Source organism: Vibrio sp. IB15 (genome assembly GCF_016406055.1).
GTDB classification, from domain to species: Bacteria; Pseudomonadota; Gammaproteobacteria; order Enterobacterales; family Vibrionaceae; genus Vibrio; species Vibrio chagasii.
In genome coordinates, this window is record NZ_JAEFCE010000054.1 from 1 (window position 1) to 19,806 (window position 19,806).

Annotated in this window: 22 protein-coding genes and 1 pseudogene; 17 read left to right on the top strand and 6 right to left on the bottom strand. The window is 42.4% G+C overall.

Going from position 1 to position 19,806, the window contains the following annotated elements; translation table 11 throughout:
* Positions 1-319: 319 nt before the first annotated feature.
* From JC606_RS17835 to JC606_RS17850, 4 genes and pseudogenes are all read right to left on the bottom strand, one after another.
* The gene (locus JC606_RS17835; protein ID WP_198779086.1) at positions 320-1,039 is read right to left on the bottom strand and encodes a hypothetical protein; all 720 of its coding nucleotides are present in this window, start codon (positions 1,037-1,039) and stop codon (positions 320-322) included.
* The gene (locus JC606_RS17840) at positions 1,029-1,595 is read right to left on the bottom strand and encodes a recombinase family protein (RefSeq protein WP_198779087.1); all 567 of its coding nucleotides are present in this window, start codon (positions 1,593-1,595) and stop codon (positions 1,029-1,031) included. Before JC606_RS17840 ends, JC606_RS17835 begins: the two co-directional genes overlap by 11 nt.
* Positions 1,596-1,728: 133 nt before the next feature.
* Positions 1,729-2,373, bottom strand: a pseudogene (locus JC606_RS17845) (recombinase family protein).
* A 130-nt stretch (positions 2,374-2,503) separates the two neighbouring features.
* Positions 2,504-3,550: a replication initiation protein gene (locus JC606_RS17850; RefSeq protein WP_198779088.1), complete on the bottom strand. Its 1,047-nt coding sequence runs from the start codon at positions 3,548-3,550 to the stop codon at positions 2,504-2,506.
* Between the two features lie 1,362 nt (positions 3,551-4,912).
* Between JC606_RS17850 and JC606_RS17855 the strand changes: the two genes are divergently transcribed.
* From JC606_RS17855 to JC606_RS17865, 3 genes are read left to right on the top strand one after another with little or no spacing between them, the layout of a single operon-like run.
* Entirely contained in the window at positions 4,913-5,644 is a 732-nt protein-coding gene (locus tag JC606_RS17855; protein WP_198779108.1) for a hypothetical protein, read from the top strand.
* A gap of 11 nt (positions 5,645-5,655) precedes the next feature.
* On the top strand, positions 5,656-6,399 hold the full coding sequence (locus tag JC606_RS17860; protein WP_198779089.1) for a hypothetical protein: 744 nt from the start codon (positions 5,656-5,658) through the stop codon (positions 6,397-6,399).
* Positions 6,396-6,914 carry a metal-dependent hydrolase gene (locus JC606_RS17865; protein ID WP_198779090.1) on the top strand — a complete coding sequence of 173 codons (519 nt, stop codon included), beginning with the start codon at positions 6,396-6,398 and terminating at the stop codon, positions 6,912-6,914. The genes JC606_RS17860 and JC606_RS17865 overlap by 4 nt, the downstream gene beginning before the upstream one ends.
* Positions 6,915-7,563: 649 nt before the next feature.
* On the opposite strand, the gene JC606_RS17870 is transcribed toward JC606_RS17865, so the two are convergent.
* The gene (locus tag JC606_RS17870; RefSeq protein ID WP_063524153.1) at positions 7,564-7,746 is read right to left on the bottom strand and encodes a hypothetical protein; all 183 of its coding nucleotides are present in this window, start codon (positions 7,744-7,746) and stop codon (positions 7,564-7,566) included.
* 387 nt (positions 7,747-8,133) lie between these two features.
* On the opposite strand from JC606_RS17870, the gene JC606_RS17875 reads away from it, so the two are divergent.
* Entirely contained in the window at positions 8,134-8,958 is an 825-nt protein-coding gene (locus tag JC606_RS17875) for a hypothetical protein (protein ID WP_198779091.1), read from the top strand.
* Positions 8,959-9,430: 472 nt separating this feature from the next.
* Here the strand turns inward: JC606_RS17875 and JC606_RS17880 are convergent, their stop codons facing one another.
* Positions 9,431-10,000 (bottom strand): helix-turn-helix domain-containing protein, encoded by a 570-nt coding sequence (locus JC606_RS17880; protein WP_063524151.1) that lies wholly within the window; start codon positions 9,998-10,000, stop codon positions 9,431-9,433.
* Between the two features lie 433 nt (positions 10,001-10,433).
* On the opposite strand from JC606_RS17880, the gene JC606_RS17885 reads away from it, so the two are divergent.
* The 13 genes from JC606_RS17885 to JC606_RS17945 all read left to right on the top strand — a co-directional run bounded on the left by JC606_RS17885 (position 10,434) and on the right by JC606_RS17945 (position 19,804).
* Positions 10,434-11,048, top strand: a complete 615-nt coding sequence (locus tag JC606_RS17885; protein ID WP_198779092.1) for a hypothetical protein — start codon at positions 10,434-10,436, stop codon at positions 11,046-11,048.
* Positions 11,049-11,293: 245 nt separating this feature from the next.
* Positions 11,294-11,575 (top strand): hypothetical protein, encoded by a 282-nt coding sequence (locus JC606_RS17890; protein ID WP_063524149.1) that lies wholly within the window; start codon positions 11,294-11,296, stop codon positions 11,573-11,575.
* A gap of 121 nt (positions 11,576-11,696) precedes the next feature.
* Positions 11,697-12,143, top strand: coding sequence for a hypothetical protein (locus tag JC606_RS17895; RefSeq protein WP_198779093.1), 447 nt, complete (start codon positions 11,697-11,699; stop codon positions 12,141-12,143).
* 39 nt (positions 12,144-12,182) lie between these two features.
* Positions 12,183-12,911 carry a phage baseplate assembly protein V gene (locus tag JC606_RS17900; protein WP_198779094.1) on the top strand — a complete coding sequence of 243 codons (729 nt, stop codon included), beginning with the start codon at positions 12,183-12,185 and terminating at the stop codon, positions 12,909-12,911.
* 9 nt (positions 12,912-12,920) lie between these two features.
* Complete coding sequence (locus tag JC606_RS17905; protein ID WP_063524146.1) at positions 12,921-13,247, top strand: hypothetical protein; 327 nt, start codon at positions 12,921-12,923, stop codon at positions 13,245-13,247.
* Positions 13,244-14,236 (top strand): baseplate J/gp47 family protein, encoded by a 993-nt coding sequence (locus JC606_RS17910; RefSeq protein WP_198779095.1) that lies wholly within the window; start codon positions 13,244-13,246, stop codon positions 14,234-14,236. Before JC606_RS17905 ends, JC606_RS17910 begins: the two co-directional genes overlap by 4 nt.
* On the top strand, positions 14,220-14,966 hold the full coding sequence (locus JC606_RS17915) for a phage tail protein I (protein WP_198779096.1): 747 nt from the start codon (positions 14,220-14,222) through the stop codon (positions 14,964-14,966). Before JC606_RS17910 ends, JC606_RS17915 begins: the two co-directional genes overlap by 17 nt.
* Positions 14,963-15,706, top strand: coding sequence for a phage tail protein (locus JC606_RS17920; RefSeq protein WP_198591395.1), 744 nt, complete (start codon positions 14,963-14,965; stop codon positions 15,704-15,706). Before JC606_RS17915 ends, JC606_RS17920 begins: the two co-directional genes overlap by 4 nt.
* On the top strand, positions 15,706-16,575 hold the full coding sequence (locus JC606_RS17925) for a hypothetical protein (protein WP_198779097.1): 870 nt from the start codon (positions 15,706-15,708) through the stop codon (positions 16,573-16,575). The genes JC606_RS17920 and JC606_RS17925 overlap by 1 nt, the downstream gene beginning before the upstream one ends.
* Positions 16,572-16,880, top strand: a complete 309-nt coding sequence (locus JC606_RS17930; RefSeq protein WP_233090465.1) for a phage tail assembly chaperone — start codon at positions 16,572-16,574, stop codon at positions 16,878-16,880. Before JC606_RS17925 ends, JC606_RS17930 begins: the two co-directional genes overlap by 4 nt.
* 367 nt (positions 16,881-17,247) lie before the next feature.
* On the top strand, positions 17,248-18,531 hold the full coding sequence (locus JC606_RS17935) for a hypothetical protein (protein ID WP_198779098.1): 1,284 nt from the start codon (positions 17,248-17,250) through the stop codon (positions 18,529-18,531).
* A gap of 98 nt (positions 18,532-18,629) precedes the next feature.
* On the top strand, positions 18,630-19,487 hold the full coding sequence (locus tag JC606_RS17940; RefSeq protein WP_198779099.1) for a hypothetical protein: 858 nt from the start codon (positions 18,630-18,632) through the stop codon (positions 19,485-19,487).
* Positions 19,488-19,492: 5 nt separating this feature from the next.
* Positions 19,493-19,804, top strand: a complete 312-nt coding sequence (locus JC606_RS17945; protein ID WP_198779100.1) for a hypothetical protein — start codon at positions 19,493-19,495, stop codon at positions 19,802-19,804.
* The last annotated feature ends 2 nt before the right edge of the window (positions 19,805-19,806 follow it).

Sequence of the window (19,806 nt, forward strand, 5' to 3'; positions counted from 1 at the left end):
TTTACACATAATGTCCAATAATACTTGAAGTAGCCCAGTGCCCGACAGCTTGCTGACGAATAGGCACGTGCTATTTTGTATTATTCCACATTATGTTCAATTTGAACTAAAGGCCCCAAGCTTGGGGTTTGGGGTTGGTAACAGAGCTTTTAAGGGGCCTTGCTACGGAAGACCTGGCTGTGCCGCCCTGCCCGTTGTGACATTTATGTGATGGCCTGTGTCACGTAGTGGCACGAGCTTAGGCCATGACATGAATTTTTGTGACAACGGGTAGGTTGTGGCCAGACAGGGCTGAAGTGGTTAGCAAGGCCACCTAGAATTAAGTGTCAAAACTAGAGAAAATACAAGCATCTAGAATGCACGGCATAATACCCAATTCTGCACTAATCTGATCAATCAAATTGTGAACCACTCGGTATACTTGCGGACAGGTCAAGGCATGAGCAGATGGAAGAAAACTACTCCCGAATTCATCTAACTTTTTAATTACCCGGCTATCAATTGGAATTTCGTATTTAGTTACCCCAAGATATTGACCAAAGTTTCGAGACTGCTTTAAGCCTATTCCTTTATATCCAGATAAAGCTTCAGCCAACTCAATTTCGGACACTCGCGTACCTTGCGAGTAAGTCTTCTTAACGAGAGCCTTAACCTCCTCCATATACTGCTGTTTAAACCAATACAGAGTGTCAGCTAGGTTATTGGATATAATCTTGGTACGTCGAACCCTTGCAAAGGTTAGCTCCTTATGGAAGAAACTTTTCGGATCTGTAGCATTTGAGCAAGTCCTATAATCAAGCATTGGGCTAATGCTTTCTAAAAATTTGGATACCGTAGATGTAGGTCCTGAACGCTGGGCCGTCGTCAACTGGCACATTACAAATGCGTTCCAAATTGCATTTTCGCTTAGATCGAGTTCTTCAGTTCGATCAACATTCCTTTTAAATCGATTCTGAACAAAGCTGCTATCTTTATTTTGTTCATAAAACGTCTTCCACTTTACGATACTGCTTGGAGATAGCTCCCAATCAAGCTTCATTTTTTATTTCCTTTTGACTCGACAATACCTTATAAACCGTCGTCCGGCTGCACCCTAACTCTTTACTGATCGCGTGCTTATTCATCCCCTGCCCTGCAAGCTCCTGAATACGCTCATGAAGCTGCCTATTAGGAAATCGGCCGAGGTGCCTTCCCTCTTCTCGTGCTCGCTCCCTGCCCTCGTTACAGCGCTGTAAGATACGTTTTCTTTCCATCTCTGCGAACGCCGATATCGTGGTGTAAATGACTCGACCGACATCGCTATTAATGTCGACATTGCCCAGATCGTGAAAGACTAAGCCCGCGCCTTTCTTTGCCAGCGCATCAGCAATTTGCAGGGCATCGATAGTGTTACGAGCTAAACGGTCCACTTTCATCACATGGATGGTGTCACCTTCCCGAGAGAAATCGATTAAAGCGTTCAGCTGCTCACGCTCGGCACTTTTACCACTCGCGTTCTCTTGAAAGATTTTTTCACAGCCAACCTGTTTGAGCTGTTCAACCTGAATGTCGAGCGACTGATCGCTCGAGCTGACACGGGCATAGCCAATTAGCATGAGTTAACGCCTTAATATGTTCATTTAGTTACACTAACTATAATGGTCATGTCCATTAGATATCAATAGGAGTTTGTGAACACTAAAAACGATCCTTTTGATAGGTGTCCTTAAAGTACACCTTTTTGAACACCTACAATGGAAACGCAGGCTCTTTACGGTCCTTAGTGGAAACAACATTTCGCAAATCATGACGTCGAATATAGTCGCTCAAGGTACTTGGCGAGATATCAAGCAACTTGGCGATAGCGGCTTGGGTAAGACCCATTTGTAGGTACTCGATAATTTTGTCTCTTTGCTTATCGAGCTTAAGATGTTTCGCAGGGCCTTTTGGCCTTCCGCCAATAATCCCGAGCTTGCGTTTAGCATCTAGCGCTTCTTTGGTCCGAGTGGAAATAAAGGTGCGTTCTATCTCTGCCGCCAATCCAAGAACGGTTGCGGTGATGGTTGCCTGCATAGTGCCATCGAGACGCATATTTTGCTTAGCAATGAAAACGTGGATTTTTTTGGAGGAGCACAATTCAAGTACTTCGAGCACCTATAATGTTGAACGTGCTATTCGGCTTATCTCTGCAAAGATGATAGTGTCCCCAACCGTCAATTCCTGAAGCAAGTGACCCAGTTTACGCTTATGCCACTTTTTGGTACCGGAAGCCGTATCTTCAATAAATTGAATGTCGGCGATCCCCATCTGGTTCGCATACTCGAGAATGCCGTGCTTTTGATTTTGAGTATCTTGTGCGTCGGTGGAAACACGTAGATAAGCATAGGTTGTCATGAACCTTTCCTTGGTTGATTACCTTAGACGTCATAACAAAGGTGATGTATATAAAACTTGAGATCTGTATCACTGAAGGTAACAGATTTTTAGTGTCGGAAGCGAAACACTAAAAATTTGTTACCTGAAATTACTTTTCCATAAGCTCCATGCGATGGTAGAAGACCGAATCAAACTGCATGTCTGAAGGCATAGTGATAATCCCCATGCGCACGCTCTCTATTGCCAATTTATGTTGATCAGTCAGCTCACCATTCACCGGATACGATAGAACAATGTTGAATGCTTCTTTTGCCAACAGCAACATTGGGTTGTCTGGCACCGTTTCTGCAGCAAGTTTAGCACGCTCTTGTGCTTCGCCTTTGTTGTCGCTTTTTTGCTTCCACTCAAACAGAAACTCAAGAGCAACAATACTCTTACCTCGATAACGCGATTTGTAGCCATATGAGCCAGATTCTTCGTCGACAAGAAACGCGAGCTCCTTCTTTACCTCTTCATTAGAGGAGAGTTCTTCAATTGGCTTACGGATGCAGCGCTCTAGGAAAACTTTATTATTGCCATAGCTCGACTTCGTTAGAGTACCCTTCTCATCTAATAAGCCGAACAGTCCATGCAGTTGCTCAATAGACTGCTCATGCAGTTTCATTCCAGGTTTCTTGAAGCGAGACAAAATACTATACAGACGCTTAGAATGCTCTGACTTCAAGCTTCTAAAAGAGAGATGATTGATCTGAGCATGACCCGCCGATTGAGCCAAATATGCATCCATAAGCTCTGCGTTTGGCACCATGATCAAGGCCCCTTTCTTATAAGCAACGCGACTAAAGAGTGGCATAAAATCAAACTCTTGCTCAGCGTCGTTCATAAGACCGACTTTACGGGATGAAAGGCGCTTAGCCATTGGTTTTAATGTTGGGTATAACTGCTTTGCAGATAAGCCAAACCACTCTTTCAATACTTCAGACTGGAAGGTGTATTCAGGCGCATAAACATGACGGCCTTCTTGATAGGCGACCCAATGATCTTCGTGCAAACGCGATAAGAATAGTGCAAATGTATCGTGTTCACGAGCCGTCAAACCAAGCTGACTGAATACAAGTGCATGACTTTTCTTAAAAAAGTCGTTAGGCAACTCTCTGTAGTCTTCTGTGGTTATCAGTTGGCGGTGGTCTGTCATAGTAATTAGCTTCAGGTAACAGTTTTTTAGTCTCAAATAAGAGTAAGACTAAATCTCCGTAACCTCAAGGAGAAAGATCGCATTTATTAACTAAATTCCTGTTACCTTCAAAGAAATGCTAACATTGTTTGACCAATATTCCCGTGCAGTGGATAAAAACGTTTTAGACACTAAAAATATGTGACCCCAACACTAATAAAACGATCGTGTACACTAAAAATCTGTTACCGATGTACTAATTAAACGATCAATCAGACTAAAAATAAGATCAATAACACTAAAAATACGTAACCTGAAAGTGTTTATATACATGATTATAAAGGATTTTTACCTCTCTATAGATCTTATATACCTTATAGATCCTATAGAGGTTATATACTGTTATAAATACTGTGGATAATGTGAATAACTGGTATTTGTCAGACTTTCAATCACTTATCCACATAAAAACGCTGTAATTTATCTTCGACTAGCACGACAAACAAACATGTACCGAATGTAACAAAGCTCGTAGATCACTCACTAATGATCGCACAACACTACCTAAAACGATCCCCTTACGCTTATTCGATGATATGGCTAAATACGAGTAATTTAGATAAGTCATTAGCGAGATATGCCGTTTCTAGTCGTAATACTCATTTACTAGGATTCATACCTAGGTCGATGCGGATCACTTACGCCAACGACAATAAATAATTGGGTGATAAAAAATGAATGACAATTCTCTTTTCGTCCTCGACGGAGACGTTCTGCGGTTGCAGAGATAAACAAGTTAACGGTAATGATTCGTTATGTTGTGGTAGAGCATGAGGATGCGATAAATCATGTAGGGTGATTTAACCAACTAACATAGCGAGTAAATGGAAGGGGGGTAACGTCCCAACCTACAAATGGTGTGGCGAGCCATCAGTTATGCCCAGCCCTAACTAATACACTGACTAACTACGCGCTTGATAAAAAAACAGAATTGAAAAGCTACAACTTAAATCGGTCTTATCGATGGGATGAATTTTAGGTGGATGTTCACGTATTTGTGTGTCATTACTCAGCCCGTCATAGGACCTTTTTTGCCTAAAGAAAATACGAATTTAATGACGGTTTTAATCGTACTGATTATCCTAGATATCACAGTCATCCATCACAAGTATCATTTACCCCTTACCTCGATCTAAATTTTTTTCTACGTGCAGAAAAACTCACGTGAGTCTCGGACGTTTTATTTGAAGTCGATCTCGCCCGATTACTACTGATAAAACCCATAGTTACATGAAAAAATTTGAACTGATCGCAAAGCCGCGCTTTGCGATATCTTCTAGTCAATATTTCCGTACTCTGGGAGTTCAACGCCACGGAGAGCACATGAGATTTTTGAAACTGCGTACCGATCACAAACGAGTGAGAAAGAACGGCAGCCCGTACATAACACCGCTGATCGTCGACTCTCCGCGTCGGTTTGCTCCGTCCAAAGATCGCAAAGAGTCGACTTTCAAACGTACCCAGTGCCAACTTATAACCGGCGCACACGATTCAGGAAAAAGTCGTTGGCTCAGCCGCCTCATTGAAAAGCACGATGGGATTTGGGGAAACCAACATCAACCTGTGTTGCTTGAGACTTTGTTACCCATGACCAGCTGGGTCGAAAACGAAGCCGTTGCTCAGTGGTATGAAAAGCGCCGTAAAACCACTGAAAGTCCGGACCTCAAAACCGAGTGGCGCAGGCTCAACTTGCAAATGAAAGCTGATGCACTCGCTGAATATTTGTTGGACACCGGTGCATTGCTGTTCGTGGACGATGCGCACAAACTGACAGGCAGAAAAGCTCAAGTGGCACGCTCATGTTTGCTCTCGAGTAATATCTGGATCATTACGGCCAGCGAAGAGGGACGACTGCCCCCTTCTGTCCGCCCTGTGATAGAACGCCGAAATCCACAACGTACCAACCTGTTAAGCGATGCAAGCTACGACACTACCAAAGCCCTAATTTGGTTTATTGTCGCAATGTGTGTGGTTGCCGGCGCCTGGGAAGCGGGCGCAGTTGTGGGTGGGTTACAAATGCTCGGTTCTGGCCGCAGGTCAGCCCGGGCCGATTAAGAATAATCTAAATGAAAATAGCCTTTGCTTTGCTGCTATTTGGGGGAGCTTCCATGGTGAGCGCAAATGATTGGGGGATCAGCTCACCATGGAACGAACCTACCGTTTTACCACCCGAGGTTAAGCCTTTCGAATTACCGACGTTACACGGTGATGCCCCGCATTTTAATACACCCGTCCCTGCCCTATTACCCGCGCCGAAGATAGACCCAGACACCATCTTTGAGTCGGTACTGCATTGCTACCCAGAGAAGAGTAAATTCAAGATCGACATCGATATTGTAGCTGGTATGCGCGCTAACATGGACGAGTATAACAATGACGATTGGCCAGATATCTCCGAGCACTATATTGGCATTGTCGGGAAAATGCCTCTCTATTCAACCACCGAACAATCGCGTGAACGCCAATGGGAATATCAGCGCAGAACCGCGACCGCAAGCGCGGTCGCTGCTTTTACTAAAGCGCTGGCCAGCCGCAATTATTCCTATCGAACGATGGGGCTCTACTTGGCTCTCGAGGCGCGATCCCAAGCAAGAGTGAGCAAAGGGGTTGCTAACGTTGATGAGCAGATAACCTTGCTCGAGAAAGTCGCCACGGCCCACCGTGATGTATTAACGTATGAAGCCACATTGGTTGAGCAACGCCTGGCGTTAGTGGCTATGTGTGAAGAGGGCCAAAGTCAGGCGATAAACACTTATCTACAAAAAATAGCCGTGTTGCCGCAGCGCACCGCACAGGCGGTGAACAAATGAAATGGCTCAACCACACCTTAATTGCGGGTGCCTTGTGTGCCGTGGTTTCGCCACCTCATGTCGCGGCTTGTGTTGCAGGCGCAACCGCACCAGATTGGATGGAGTATGTATATAAACTGACGGGCAGGCCAATTAAACATCGAGGTCCCACTCATGTCTTCACCCATTGGTTAATGGTCGCCCTCGCCTTTACCTTAGTTTGGGATTATCACGGGTTAGGGATGGCGTTTGCCTGGGGAGGTGTCAGCCATATACTGACCGATGCAATGACCGTTTCGGGGGTGCCTTTTTCTCCCTACAGTGATCGACGATTTCATCTATTTGGTGGTCGTTTTAGAACGGGCGACCCAGTGGAATACGCTATCTCTGCGGGCGTAGTGATTGCTTGCATTGCGCTTTCTCATATCACGGGCGGTCAAGGTTTTGCGCCGTTCTTTTACGATTGGGCTGGCATGTATGAGCAAGGCTTGATCGACGCTTTAGAGTGGAAGACCAACCGATTTAGGTTGATTTAAGTCCGTTGGTTTCAAAAAAACAACCCCCATTGTCCCCAGATGTTTTAGCTAACTTTCGCACGTGTTATCGAGTCAAAAGATAGGGTGGGTAAAGAACCTTTACTGAGTTAGCTAGAACATCACTCTGTGTTTAATCAAAACAACCCCCATTGTCCCCAAACCGCTTAAAAGAAAAAAGACTTTACTATCATATGTTTGCTTTTCGGGAGGGGGGAGGGAAGACAAAACTTATGCCCCCTGAACTTGCGAAATTTTTGATGATTATTTTTGACATCATCTCTGTGTGTGCGTTTGTTATTATTCGCCAAATTTTTAGTAAGTGGCAGCAAGTGTAATGATGAGGTATTTCATTGATGGCCATGAGCCAAAATATGAGCTGAGATTTATTCTAACTATTCTCCCAACCGATTTTCGGATGATAAGAACAGAGTTTATGAGCACAAAAACGCATTTAAATTTGATGTTTAGCGAGAATTCTTTCATTTTTTGATGAAGTGTTTCGTTTAACAGACTAAGTCGGTTTTAGTGTTTTTGTGACGGCGTCACTTGTTTTTTTAATTGTAGTACCTAAAAGATAATCTCAAAACATGACGTTTTTGGATGATGTAAGCTTGATGTATAAGGCTCGCATTATTGTGTGTTGACGTATTTATTCTGTTTGCTCTATGTGGAGGAGGCACTCTCTTCCTAAGCGTTCAATAACTTGAAAGCAAAGAGCCAATGTTCCGTGTTCTACTTTTTCTGCCGCTTCCCCAGTGACAGTTGCAATTGCAGTCAGCTGTTGTACTTTGATTTCCACACTTTCTAAATGCTCAATTATGCCGTTATTCATCTACTCCCCCCTACCTGATTGAATTACTGTACATTTAAACAGTGTTTGTGTGTTTTTACTATAGCTAACGTCATAAAAAATGACTTTAGATCTAAAATTCGGCTTTTTGTATTTATATAACACATATTTTTAGGGTTTTATTTTGCAAATAACTTTTCAGGTATTGCTGAAGGGCTGTCTCTGAGGTGGGTGATTGTTGAGTGCGTAATGGGGTAGGGCTGTAATGATCCATAAGCTACAAGATATCGATTTATCTTGTTGTTTCTTATCAGTTTTACTTCAGCTAATCATTTCTTTGTTTTAGTTTTAGCTTGATCGTTTTTAATATTTTCAGATATAGTTTTACGCACATCTACCGGCCGTCATACTTTTTAATATTAGGAATTGATGAACAAAATGTCCCTCAGAAAAAGTCTAAATACGGTTAAATTCGATCCAAAATTTGAAGCGCTAGAAGATAAAAATCTTATTGAAACCTATTTTAATGTTCAGCTTGATGAGCATCGAGATTTTCGAATCTTACGCTCTGTCGAACGTCTAATACAAAGTCATTTCAGAGGTGAGCGTCTACCAAATTGTGAATCGATACGTTCAGACCATTATTTTAATCTCCTAAGATTCATTAGCGTTGCTATGCTTTATACCGATCAGGCTCAAAATGTAATCGTATCTAAGTCTCGGACACCTGATGGCCAATGGCATGTCGTGCCGGCAGGAAACGCATTCTTTATGAAAAAGCTAGGGATTGAACGTAGTACACTAGACGGTATCATTGCGAGCGCCAAGCGCTTAGGTTGGTATATTTCTAATATTCGATATGGCTATTATCAGTGCGGTAACGGAAAGCGTTATTACGGAAAAAATTCAGTCAAACGTGTGTTCATTGGATTGTATGATCTTCTTGGTACAGGTAAGAAGGTAAGAGAATCAATAAAAAGTGCTGTTCAATACAAACACTATCGTGATAAGAAAATCGCAGCTTCAGTTCAAAGGAAGAAGCAAGAAATCAGAACTGGGCGAGGTTTTCAAGATTATGGGTACGGGGGCGAAAACCAGCGCCGTTTTAGCCACGCCCAATCAAAGCGAACTTCCAGCTCTAAGCCGGCTTTGAAAAGTCGCTTAGACAGAGACGACTCTTTCTGTCCTCGACATGAGATAACCGAAAACGAACTCCATCGTATAGGTAGATTCCAGACTCCTACTTCACATTAACGTCGACTACTTTCTACCACCTTAGTTGGTGGTGATTATCTGCATCCACCTCTTGCTATTGACTCTTTGGTCATTAAAAAGCCTTGGAAATTTGAGATCAACAAGTCTTAAAGGCAATACCAGCTGTGGGTAAGTTGTTGAATACTTGATTTATTAAAAAATAAATCAAGCATGAAATGACAACAAGTCAAGCATCTACAATAAATACAAAAAATTAATACTTAATATATATAATAATTGCTTACCAAAGAAAGAAGGGGTGGGGTAATCACTCAAGCTGAAGACTACTTGAAGAAGAACTGGCCGATGATTCTTGTTATTGTTGAACTATTTTGACCAAGTGGGTATTTATGTGAGGTAGGAAAAATGAGAGATGAAACTGTGGTCAATGTCAGTTGACCACGACTGGTAAAAATATCAGAAACTTGGCGGTGGTTAATATTTATCTTGGTTCGACATGAAGAAAAAAGGGTTAGCCATGACCTGCCCAGCCAACAACACGACCGACTATTTCACCATTATCAATGGTTTCGAATTCACTGTTAGCTGGAACAAATTTTCCACGATACTTACGTCTAAAATGGAACGTCCCCCCTGCTTTAACGATAACTAGAATATCATCATTAACAGATCTCATGGGTTCAACGATGATGAAGCAACCAATAGGATAATTGGTAGTGAAATCAGGGGATATCATCGCTGCGTCCCGTACTTTTAAAGCATAACTCTCAAATTTAGCTCCGTTTGGGTAAAAAATGGTTCCATGTTCTGCTGAATTTTCTCTTCCGATATCCGTCCAGCTACGAATACTTACATTTTTAGTGTGATAACCAAGCGTCTCTTCCATTTCCATGCGAGTGACAAACTCACCGAACGACATGTTCATTTTTTCTAAAGCCTTGATAAGTACTTGGGTTGGTAAATCACCTTCGCCCTGTTCAAACCTTCCAATGGTTGCACGACTAGCAATACCAACGAAATCCTTCTGTTTTAATTTTTTTGACTTTCGGATTGCTGCAAAAACCTGATGTGCTTCTGGCATGTTGACTCCTATTAAAATACAACGGGCACTTGTCCTTACCCTAATGAATCAGACCCTCGAGGTCATGTGTCCAACGCAGTAAAAAATGCGTTGTGTTTTTACTTTTTTCAATCTCCCAATTATAAAGCATCCGATAGTTACAAGTACTAACTTTGAGTTTTTTTGGTATAAAAGTGACAAAAAGTTTTCATAGAAGAGACTTTTAGTACTTTTTTCCCAAAGAAATTGTGTTTTATCTCTTATTTTTAGCCGTAATTAGTAAGCTATCGACAAAAGTACGCAATCGTAGGCATAAAAAATGGCCATTTTTATTTTTTGATGTTAGTGTTTTGACTCAAATTTGATGCTTTTAGGTTTTCATTGTTCCTATTATGCTCATTTTTTCAGTTTTTGTTTTTGGATAATTAACCATATAAATAGGGTTTTGCGATAAATGAATGATGAAAAAGATTTTTTTGAGGCGACACGTATACGGATCATGGAAGCGCTTGCAACTTATCAACCGGAGATAAATTCTGATTTTTCAGAAAAGTCGATATTCAATCTTGTAAGGAATGGCAAAGAGCCCCAAAAGAAAGGTCACCATCAATCTTCGGTAATTAAGGGAACTCGAAATGCTGCCACTTCAAAGCTAAATTGTTCGGACGATGTGTTCGAGCACTTGAAGATACAACGAGTTATTAATAACTTACCAATCGATATAAACAATTGGTTGCTGTATCGATATGCTGATAGCCCATCATTAAATCATGTCCCAGCCTTACTGAACGCGCTTATGGAGCGCCTACCATTAGAAAAGTGCCGTAAACCAACGCAGAAAAAAGTGCTGTCTATTTTAGTTTTACGTCTAGTCAAGCGGGATTTTTTGGATTGCCTTCATCGTACATATTTCGAGGCGGTAGGGATTAAAAAACAAACATACTATGAGTGTTATGCGAAGCATAATGACAACATTACGCTTCTATTTGACTCTTTCGATAGGCTAGCATTGTGCGAGTTTTATGAGCGTTATATGGCTCAAAATTGTATCAATAAAGCTGCTGGTTAGTTTTTTTAGCTCAAATATGAGCTTTTTGCTTGCAATAACCTGACTGGTTGTAGTATGATTTTTCCACGGTCGAAAAACTCCTTATTTTATTCGTAAATTGACAAAACCCCTTCGCATTCGCAAAGGGGTTTTTTTATGCACGATGGTCTGTTCCTTACCAGCGTTAAAATTGATTTAGCTGATTATGTGAACGATTAAAACTTTAAAATTTCATCTCCAACAGTAGCTTAAACAGGTTTCAATTTATGTTTTCTTATAACAAAGAGACGGACGGCTTTTTGTTATTTGTCGTCGTGTTTATTGTCGCCAGGCTGGGCGTCTTTCTTAAAAAAGCAGAAAAGATTTCCCCTCAGGTGTTTATTGCAGAGCTTTTCATTGCTTTAGCGTTGGCATTTGGCTCCTGGCATCTCGGCTTGATGCAAGGTATGTCCTATAGCCAAACCGTGGTGTATGGCGTATTTGGAGCGCTTGGGCATATCCACATAATTAAATTTATCACGCAGCAAGTCTTTAAGAGAGATTTATAGCTGACTTGGAAGTTACCGTGCCTTAGTGGGTTTGTCGTCTTCCGTATTCCCTTTTTTTAATAACCCTACGAGTGTTACTAGCTTTCATTGTAGGTATTTTATCGATAACGGAGCTTAGTAAATGGTACATGGCGCTCTCTCTCCCTTGCATCTTAAAGATGCGTGTTTTCTTGTTGGCCAAGTGTTTGGTGTACCTAACCTTGGTCATTTGCTGTTTGAAATTACTCTTATTGAGTCAAAAGCGGGTCAAAAGAAAAGCCGATACGGTGGCGTATGCTCTGTATCACATTACCAGTTTAAGTTAATGCAAAATCATCACCGATTTTATGCTCATCGAAAGCAAATTTTGTCGGCGCTTGGTATGGATCTAAAAAGTATCAAGTTTGAACATTTAGCGAATAACCCGACGTTATCACTCATTGTTACAGGGGCTTGGATCCTCGCGAATGTCTACAAAGTTCCAAACGAACGTGCAGATCGAGCGCACTTATTCTCTAAGTGGTGGCGAAGCCTCGATATTGTTGAATATATGAGATTAACCTACTTTTGCAGCGAAGCTTGTGATTGAGCTTCGTTCAACAGTTCCTGAAATAGGTGGACTCTAAACATGAATATAACGCAAGCCATTCTCAACTTAACGCATCGTGTAAGTGGCATGGAACGTCAGCTAAGAAATCTAATACGACTGGGACGTGTTAAATCTGTGGAAGGCTCAAAAGCAGTGATCGATTACGCCCCGAATTCAGCAGATGACTATGTCTCTCCTCCGATCCAATGGGTCGCTTTCGAGTCGGGGGAGGTGATTAAGTGGCGAGCTCCGAGTATTGGTGAGCAAGTGGTTGTGTTGAATTTGTCGGGTGGGGTTGATGAGGCTCATGCTATCGCGTTACCCGCAACCTATTGCTCCGAATTTTTTCCTGATGATACGGACCCCAGAAAAACCAGTTTAAGTGTTTTAGATGTCTTCAAAGTGACCGCTGATTTTGATGGCAATTATTTGGTTGAAGCTAATAACTCAATCAAGTTCGTGACCCCATCATTTACGGTAGAGGCGGCGGATATAATTTCCATGCAAACCAACGATTATATTCGAACCGCCAACACCTCGAAAACCAAGGGCACGCATTCACAAACCGGAGATGTCAAAGTCACAGGTTCGTTGGATGTAAGTGCACAAATTAAAACTCCTACGCTTGTGAGTTACTCTCCTGGTGCTTTCTCAATGTCAAGCAATGGCGCCGTATTGTCTGCCGCTACTATAAGCGGTGTCACTTTCAGTACTCACAAGCATATGGTGAACAAAGAAGGGGAGCCAACCGAACTCCCGTCCAATTAAGGGGGCAGTATGCAAATGGGAATAGACCCAGAAACGGGCTTGACGGTGACGGGAGCTAAGCAAGCGGCTTGTCGTTTAGCCAAAGCGATCACGACGCAAGAAGGTTCGAGAGAGAAACGCCGTAAGGTCGGTGGGCAGTATCGTATGCTCATGGGGTTAGCGAACGAACAGAACCGTATGAGAGCGATTAACCGTATTCATAGAGTTATTACTAACCCAGCCAACGACTTAGCTGACATTGCAGATCCCGTTGTTGATGTTCGAATACATGGAACGGGGTTTCGAATTCAGATTCATTACACGTATGAAGGAAAAAGAGAGGTGCTAGTAATATGAGTGTGACCAAAATCCCTGACATTCTGACTGTTGAGCCATTTGAAACGATGCGTGAACGTTTCATTAATGATTTTTTTTTCCCTTTTGCAGAGAAAGAAGTCGGTACAGAGGTCGCACAGTTAATGACTCGAGGCCTCCGGAGCCCAAATGAATCAGCCGCTCTGCTCCTTGATTCAATGATTTTGTTTAGGCAGCAAGAGACACGTAATGATAACCACAAATACCTGCAAAATTTTTCAGAAACCGCAACCGATTCTGAAATGATTGATTTGGTTGTGTCTCGCTTAGGTTTAACACGGCAAGTCATACAACCTGAAGATAATACGGTTTTCCCACCGGTTGCAGCAGTGATGGAATCTGATGCATCGCTCTTGCTTCGTTACAGTCTAGCGCCTTATGGTTTGGCGACGACAGGAACAAGAACGGGTTATAAATTTCATGCGATGACGTTGGGCGAACGCCCATTCATTACTGTGCATCGTGAGTCTGACAACGTCGTTGTTCAACGCTTTGAGTTTACTTCTACTAAAGAGGTGATTCGTCCAAAAGATGCTGAGCCAAGAATGCTGAGACCAAACTCGGGTGAGGTAGAAATACGTATTCTTTCTCCTGTTGGGGATGGCACGGCTGATCAGGCGTTAAAAAAAGCAGTATTGGATTATTGTAGCCGTGCTGATATTGCTCAAGAATCTGACCATATCACTACCGCTTCCGCAGAGATAAAACCGTACACAATCGCCATTGATGTGTGGGAAGAAACAACGCCTACTCAATTGATTGACCGAGAAGGCTTAACTCAAGCCTTAAACGATTATGGTAAGAAACAGCATAAATTAGGCGGCCATGTTCAACGCTCACGCATCGATCAAATTGCTCACAACCACAACGTAAAAAAACTGAGCATCATTAGCCCTAGCAACGATGTGTTGTGCGACTGGTTTGAAGCGCCGTATTGTCAAGGGGTGGTGGTGAATGTCCGAAATCATTGATCAAGATACACTGCTGCCAGATAACCGAACCACGTTTGAACGAAGCTACGAACAAAGTACTAAAGCCTTAGTTCAAAGCGAAAACACGCTGGCTACCATCAATTCACCAACCACGATCCCACAAAACTTATTACCTTTGATGGCCTCTGAGCGTGGTGTGAATGATTGGTTTTTCAGTGATAGTGAAGCTGAGAAACGCGCCATCACCAAGGTGTCTTATGCTGTGCATCAAGCCAGTGGTACCAAGGCCGGTATTGAGATGGCGCTCGACGCTGTGGATTATCAAGCGCAAATAAAACATTGGAGGCACGTTGAAAATGGGGTGCCGTATACCGTTTATGTGACTGCTGAGAACAAGACTGAACGTAGCGTGGATCGTGAGCGAGCCGAGCGTCTTATCGAACGCTTAAACCATGTAAAGTCAGAACGAGACAGTATTGACTTAACTATGGCTTATCGCGTCTCACAGTCGTTTCGTGTGACAGCGGGGAGCGCACCCAGTGTCAGTATTCAACCTTTAACGATTCAAGCCGAACTCGCACAAGTTAAAGCATCCACATCGCTGGGTTTGGCCGCAGGTTCAAGCTCTCATGCTGTCAGCATCCAACCATTAACGATTCAAGCGAAACTTGCGCAAGTTAAGGCAGCAACATCGCTTAGTGTGGGTACATCTACGGGCCCGCAGTCCATATCAATCACACCAATTGAAACCATAGCGAGAATCACATGACACTAGCGGTAACCATTACGCATCGCGGTTTAGCTGAATGTATCAGCGCGAAAAATACAGGTATAAAAGCCAAAATTGCCAAAATATCGGTGGGGGATAAATCCTATAAACCAAGTCCTTCTCAAGTGGCGCTACGCAATGAGCGACAAATTGAAGACATTGTTCAATGCGTCAATGTCAGCAGTACCTCGCTGCAAATGGCGGCCAAGTTTTCAGGGGACGAAGAGTTTCCAATCGGTGAAATCGCCTTATGGTTAGAATCGGGAACGTTACTTGGCATTGTTTCCGAACCCAACAGAACGTTGACCTATAAGGCAAAAGGGTCGCACGTAATCGTGCCGTTTACGATGAACTTTGAAGCTTTACCAAGCGATTCATTAACGGTTGTCGTTGGGACCGAAAATTTAAACATCATGATTGAGCCTGAAATGATGAGTGATGCGCTTGCATTCGTTCGAAGCCAAACGGTTCAAATTAAACAAGCGCATAACCAGATAAAGGTGAACGACCAGCTCTTAGCGGCTGATTCCCTTATCGAAAATCTCAATGGGTTATTGATCGAGTCAACATCTCAGCTAGAAAAAGCGTTGTCTCTTGTTAAACAGCAGACACAAGAAACGTTCGGTGCTGTTGCGATGAGCAACACACAAGCGCACCTTCATACTCAGTCCGTGTTAGTGCGACAAGCAAACAACACCATGAAATCTAACGAAGCAATCCGAAAATTGGAGAGTCATTAATGCCAAACATAACCGAAGAATTACAGGAATTAAAAAAAGCCTCACAAGCTCAAACGAGTGCGTCACAACAGTTGGCTGACGAGGTATCACAAAAAATGGGAGCCATTGATAAAAAAACAAACGATTCAATTGCCAAGCAAAAGAAGAAAGTTGAGGAATTTATTGCTACGGCGACCCCAGCTTCAATTGACGCGGAAGGACGATTCTACGTTGATATTACGGTAAAAGGCGATAAAGATACTTTTTATCCGGTATATTTTCGCATGCCATCTTCGGACTCATTTGAGCTAGAAATCTACCGCCACTATTCATGGAACAATAATTCAAGACATGTTGACGAAAGGAGCGATTTTGATGTGTCTCATGTATCAGGAGTCCTCGTTTCTCTCGTAGGCCAAACTTATTCTTGGGATGGCGATGCTAACTTCCTCAGAACTTTAGTGAATTGTCAACGATATAAGCAAACGGTCGCCAACGTTGGCTTTCTCGGTTACGCATCCGCCCACAAGGTTAATTCTGACTTACCAGATACCATGTATACGGAGAAAGATACGGGATTTATTTGCAACGCTCAGTCAAGTTTTCATCTGCGGGGGGGGAATTTAAAATACCGTATTTATACAAATCACAAAATACCATTCAGTCTCAAAAGGCAGGGAGAGGTTGTTTACAAGCATGCATCTGAAAGAGTCAATGTAGAATGGCGAGCTGTTGAACTAAATGTTGCCGATATTGTGACTGGGGATAGTAAGAATAATCATAAAAGTTACTATATTTCTTATCCGGTTTCTGCCGCGACTAAAGATGTTGATATCGACGCTCTCGTTGGGCGTGTTAATAGATTAGAAGCAAAAGGAGCGAAAGCATGATTAAATTGATCACAATCAACGGTGAAGAGTTCATCAATGTACCCGCTGATATTACCACGTTAGTTGAAATGGGCTTGACCGAAAGTGAAGCACGACAAGCAATTATCGACGAAACGAAGCAAGATATTGTTATTGCCATCCGTATGAAACGAGCTCCGCTTATTGCTGAAGCTGATATTATGATTAACACAGCAATAGACCGCAATGAAGATGTAGCAGCGCTACGAGCGTATCGTCAGGCGTTACGTGATGTACCTCAACATTACTTAGCTACAGGGAAGGTTGAATTTCCAGATAAACCTTAATAGGCACAATAAAAACAGTTAATTATTTACCGCGTTAAGCGGTTTTTTTGTGCCTAAATCTCACCTTGAGCCCTACTTTTTTGTAGGGCTCTTTATTTTAAGCGAAAGAACTGAGCGATAAATTGAGCTTCTACAGCCTGTATAGCCAGAGCGAGCGCAATATTGGTCCATGCTGGCTTACTGCGTCTCGCCGTTGTTTCGTTTGACTGCATGAGAAAAGGAAGGGGGAAGCATCAACCTCGGTATTTAACCGGTGTCGATTGGATCGTCATTGTGCCAGTTAGGGCATCAAACCTCTGGGTTTTGGCGCTTCTTTGGGCCCTTATTCCATATCAATCACCCCAATTGAAATAATAGCGAGAACAATATGACATTAGCGGTAACCATTACGCATCATGGCTTAGCTGAGTGTATCAGCGCAAAGAATGCAGGCATAAAAGCCAAAATTGCCAAAATATCGGTGGGCGACCAGTCTTATACGCCCAGCCCTTCTCAGCAGGCGTTACGTAATGAGCGACAAATTGAAGATATTATTCAATGTGTCAACGTTAGCGATACCTCACTACAAATGGCGGCCAAGTTTTCAGGGGATAAAGAGTTCCCGATTGGCGAAATCGCTTTATGGTTAGAGTCGGGAACACTGCTTGGCGTTATTTCTGAACCAAATAGAACGCTAACCTATAAATCAAAAGGGGCGCACGTTATTGTGCCTTTTACGATGAATTTTGAAGCCTTACCAAGCGATTCATTAACGGTTGTCGTCGGAACTGAAAACTTAAACATCATGATTGATGAAGAGTTTGAAACGTTAAGTGCAGGCGTGATTGAAACGCACTGTTTGCTGGTTGATCATACTTTTCAGTTACAAGAGTTAGATCAAAATGTTGAAGGTTTAGCTGCGTATCAAGCCGCATTTGAAGCCAATACGCAAACCAATTTCCAACGTCAAAATCAGGCCGTTAAGCAGGTCGAAAGAGGTTTGGAGGACACCAGTAATACACAAAATGAGGTCGTTACTGAGTTGGCAACAAACCTTGTTGAAAATGCTCACCTCAATATTGAACAGGAATTACGTTTACGTGATTTAGAGCATCAAATCGAATTACTCGAAGATAAACAGTCAAATGATTCAAACCCATTGCCGGATCTCAATAGATTTGCTCTTACCAAGTATTTTAAATCAGGCTTTAGTTCAACGGACAATGCCTCTGACGCTCATTACGAACGTTTAAGGATTGGTGAATACAGCCCCATTTCAGTTGGAAAAACAACTTTTAAAATCGCGGGATGCGGTTCGATGGCGTTCATTTCTGGTTGTATTTATATTCACGGTTTTTCAATACGCGGTAACGATGACTCGGGGTTTGAGGTTGTGGTGTCAAAAGCTGCGCTTGCAGAAGCGCTGCGAGGTGCGGGTATCACTCATTTCAGTGAGGCCTATTCCACTGGTGTTGTGGAGTGGTATTACAAAATCGGCCCCGTCGTTCAAGATTTATCTTCCCAAGTTGTTTCTGTGATCGCAAATAATAACGGGTCAATATCAATAATGTCACCTCAGCTCGATGCACGTTCTGCCCTCAACAAGTATGGGAAAGTAAATTCAGCCAGAATTTTGTTTACGGTTCCGGTTCTCAACCCTGTTTATGCTTAATTGTCAGGGGAATGGCCAGCGTTTCTTGGGTGTGTTTTCCAAGTGGGTAACCCACCTGAGGTATTTTAAATCGTTCTACATTTAAATAAGGATTAAATATGAAAGCAAATGAAAGCGCCGAAATTGTTAAAGCGGTGGGGGCGTTAACAAAAACGGTGAGTGGGAAAGTTCAAGAGATAGATAGCAAAGTAGAGGACGTTTCAAATCGAATTCTAAGTAGTATTAGCGTTGCTAACGTATTTAGTTTTTATGTCGATGCAGAAAACGGCGATAACTCAAACGATGGTATGAAATGGGCTTCAGCAAAGCAAACAATTGAGGGCGCTGTAGAGTCGACGCCTTTAGGCGCGTATGTAAATATTCATGTAAAACGCGGACAAAATCACCAAGTAACGAGCTCTATCTATGGTATGAATAGGACAATAAGGATTCTTGGGGACGGATATGCTTATCCTGATTTTTCAACATGTGTTGATATCGAGTTTATGCCATATGTTCGACATGATGGCCGAGTCGGTCAACGTGGTTTTGTGCTTGGTTTGGGTACAACTATCTTTATGCGCGGTATCCGAATAAAAACAGCAACATTAAATGAATCATATAAAGGTAAACACATTCTCCCATATTCATCAGCTTTTTCGACGATGAATGGTAAGGGTGATGTGATTTTAGAACATACTATCGTTGATATCTTCCATATGCCATTAATGCATCAACATACGGCTGGCTCGTTCGGTAGTGCAGATTTATATTTTCGCAGCGCTAAAGTGATAAAGAACGATTTAAGCGGTTTAATCATAGACCACGGCAGACAGTATCTAATGGATTCTTACGGCTCCGAACCCATGCCGTTCATATTGTATGGTGTTCAAAGCCAACTTGAGGGGGTGGGTTCTTGGAAAGAATTAATTAGTCGAGATATTACGAACGCATCGACAAACTTATATGAGGAGTAAGGAAAGTGGATTCTTTAATTAAAAAACTAAATTATAACAATGTTTTATATACAGAATGGCGCAAGGAGGATTTGCTGTCGGCTGGCGTTCCGCTTGAGGTTGTTGATTCAGCTATTGTAGAGCAACAACGAGTTGAAATTGAAATTTCACGTCGAAATGCGTATCTCAAAGAATCAGACCCACTTTACATTGAGTGGCAGTATGAACTTAGTGTGGATAATTCGGAATCAGAAAAGTTCAAGCAAGCTTGGCTTCTCAAGGTGCAACAAATAAAGAACCGATATCCACTACTTAAAAATACACAACCTGCCGCGTAAAG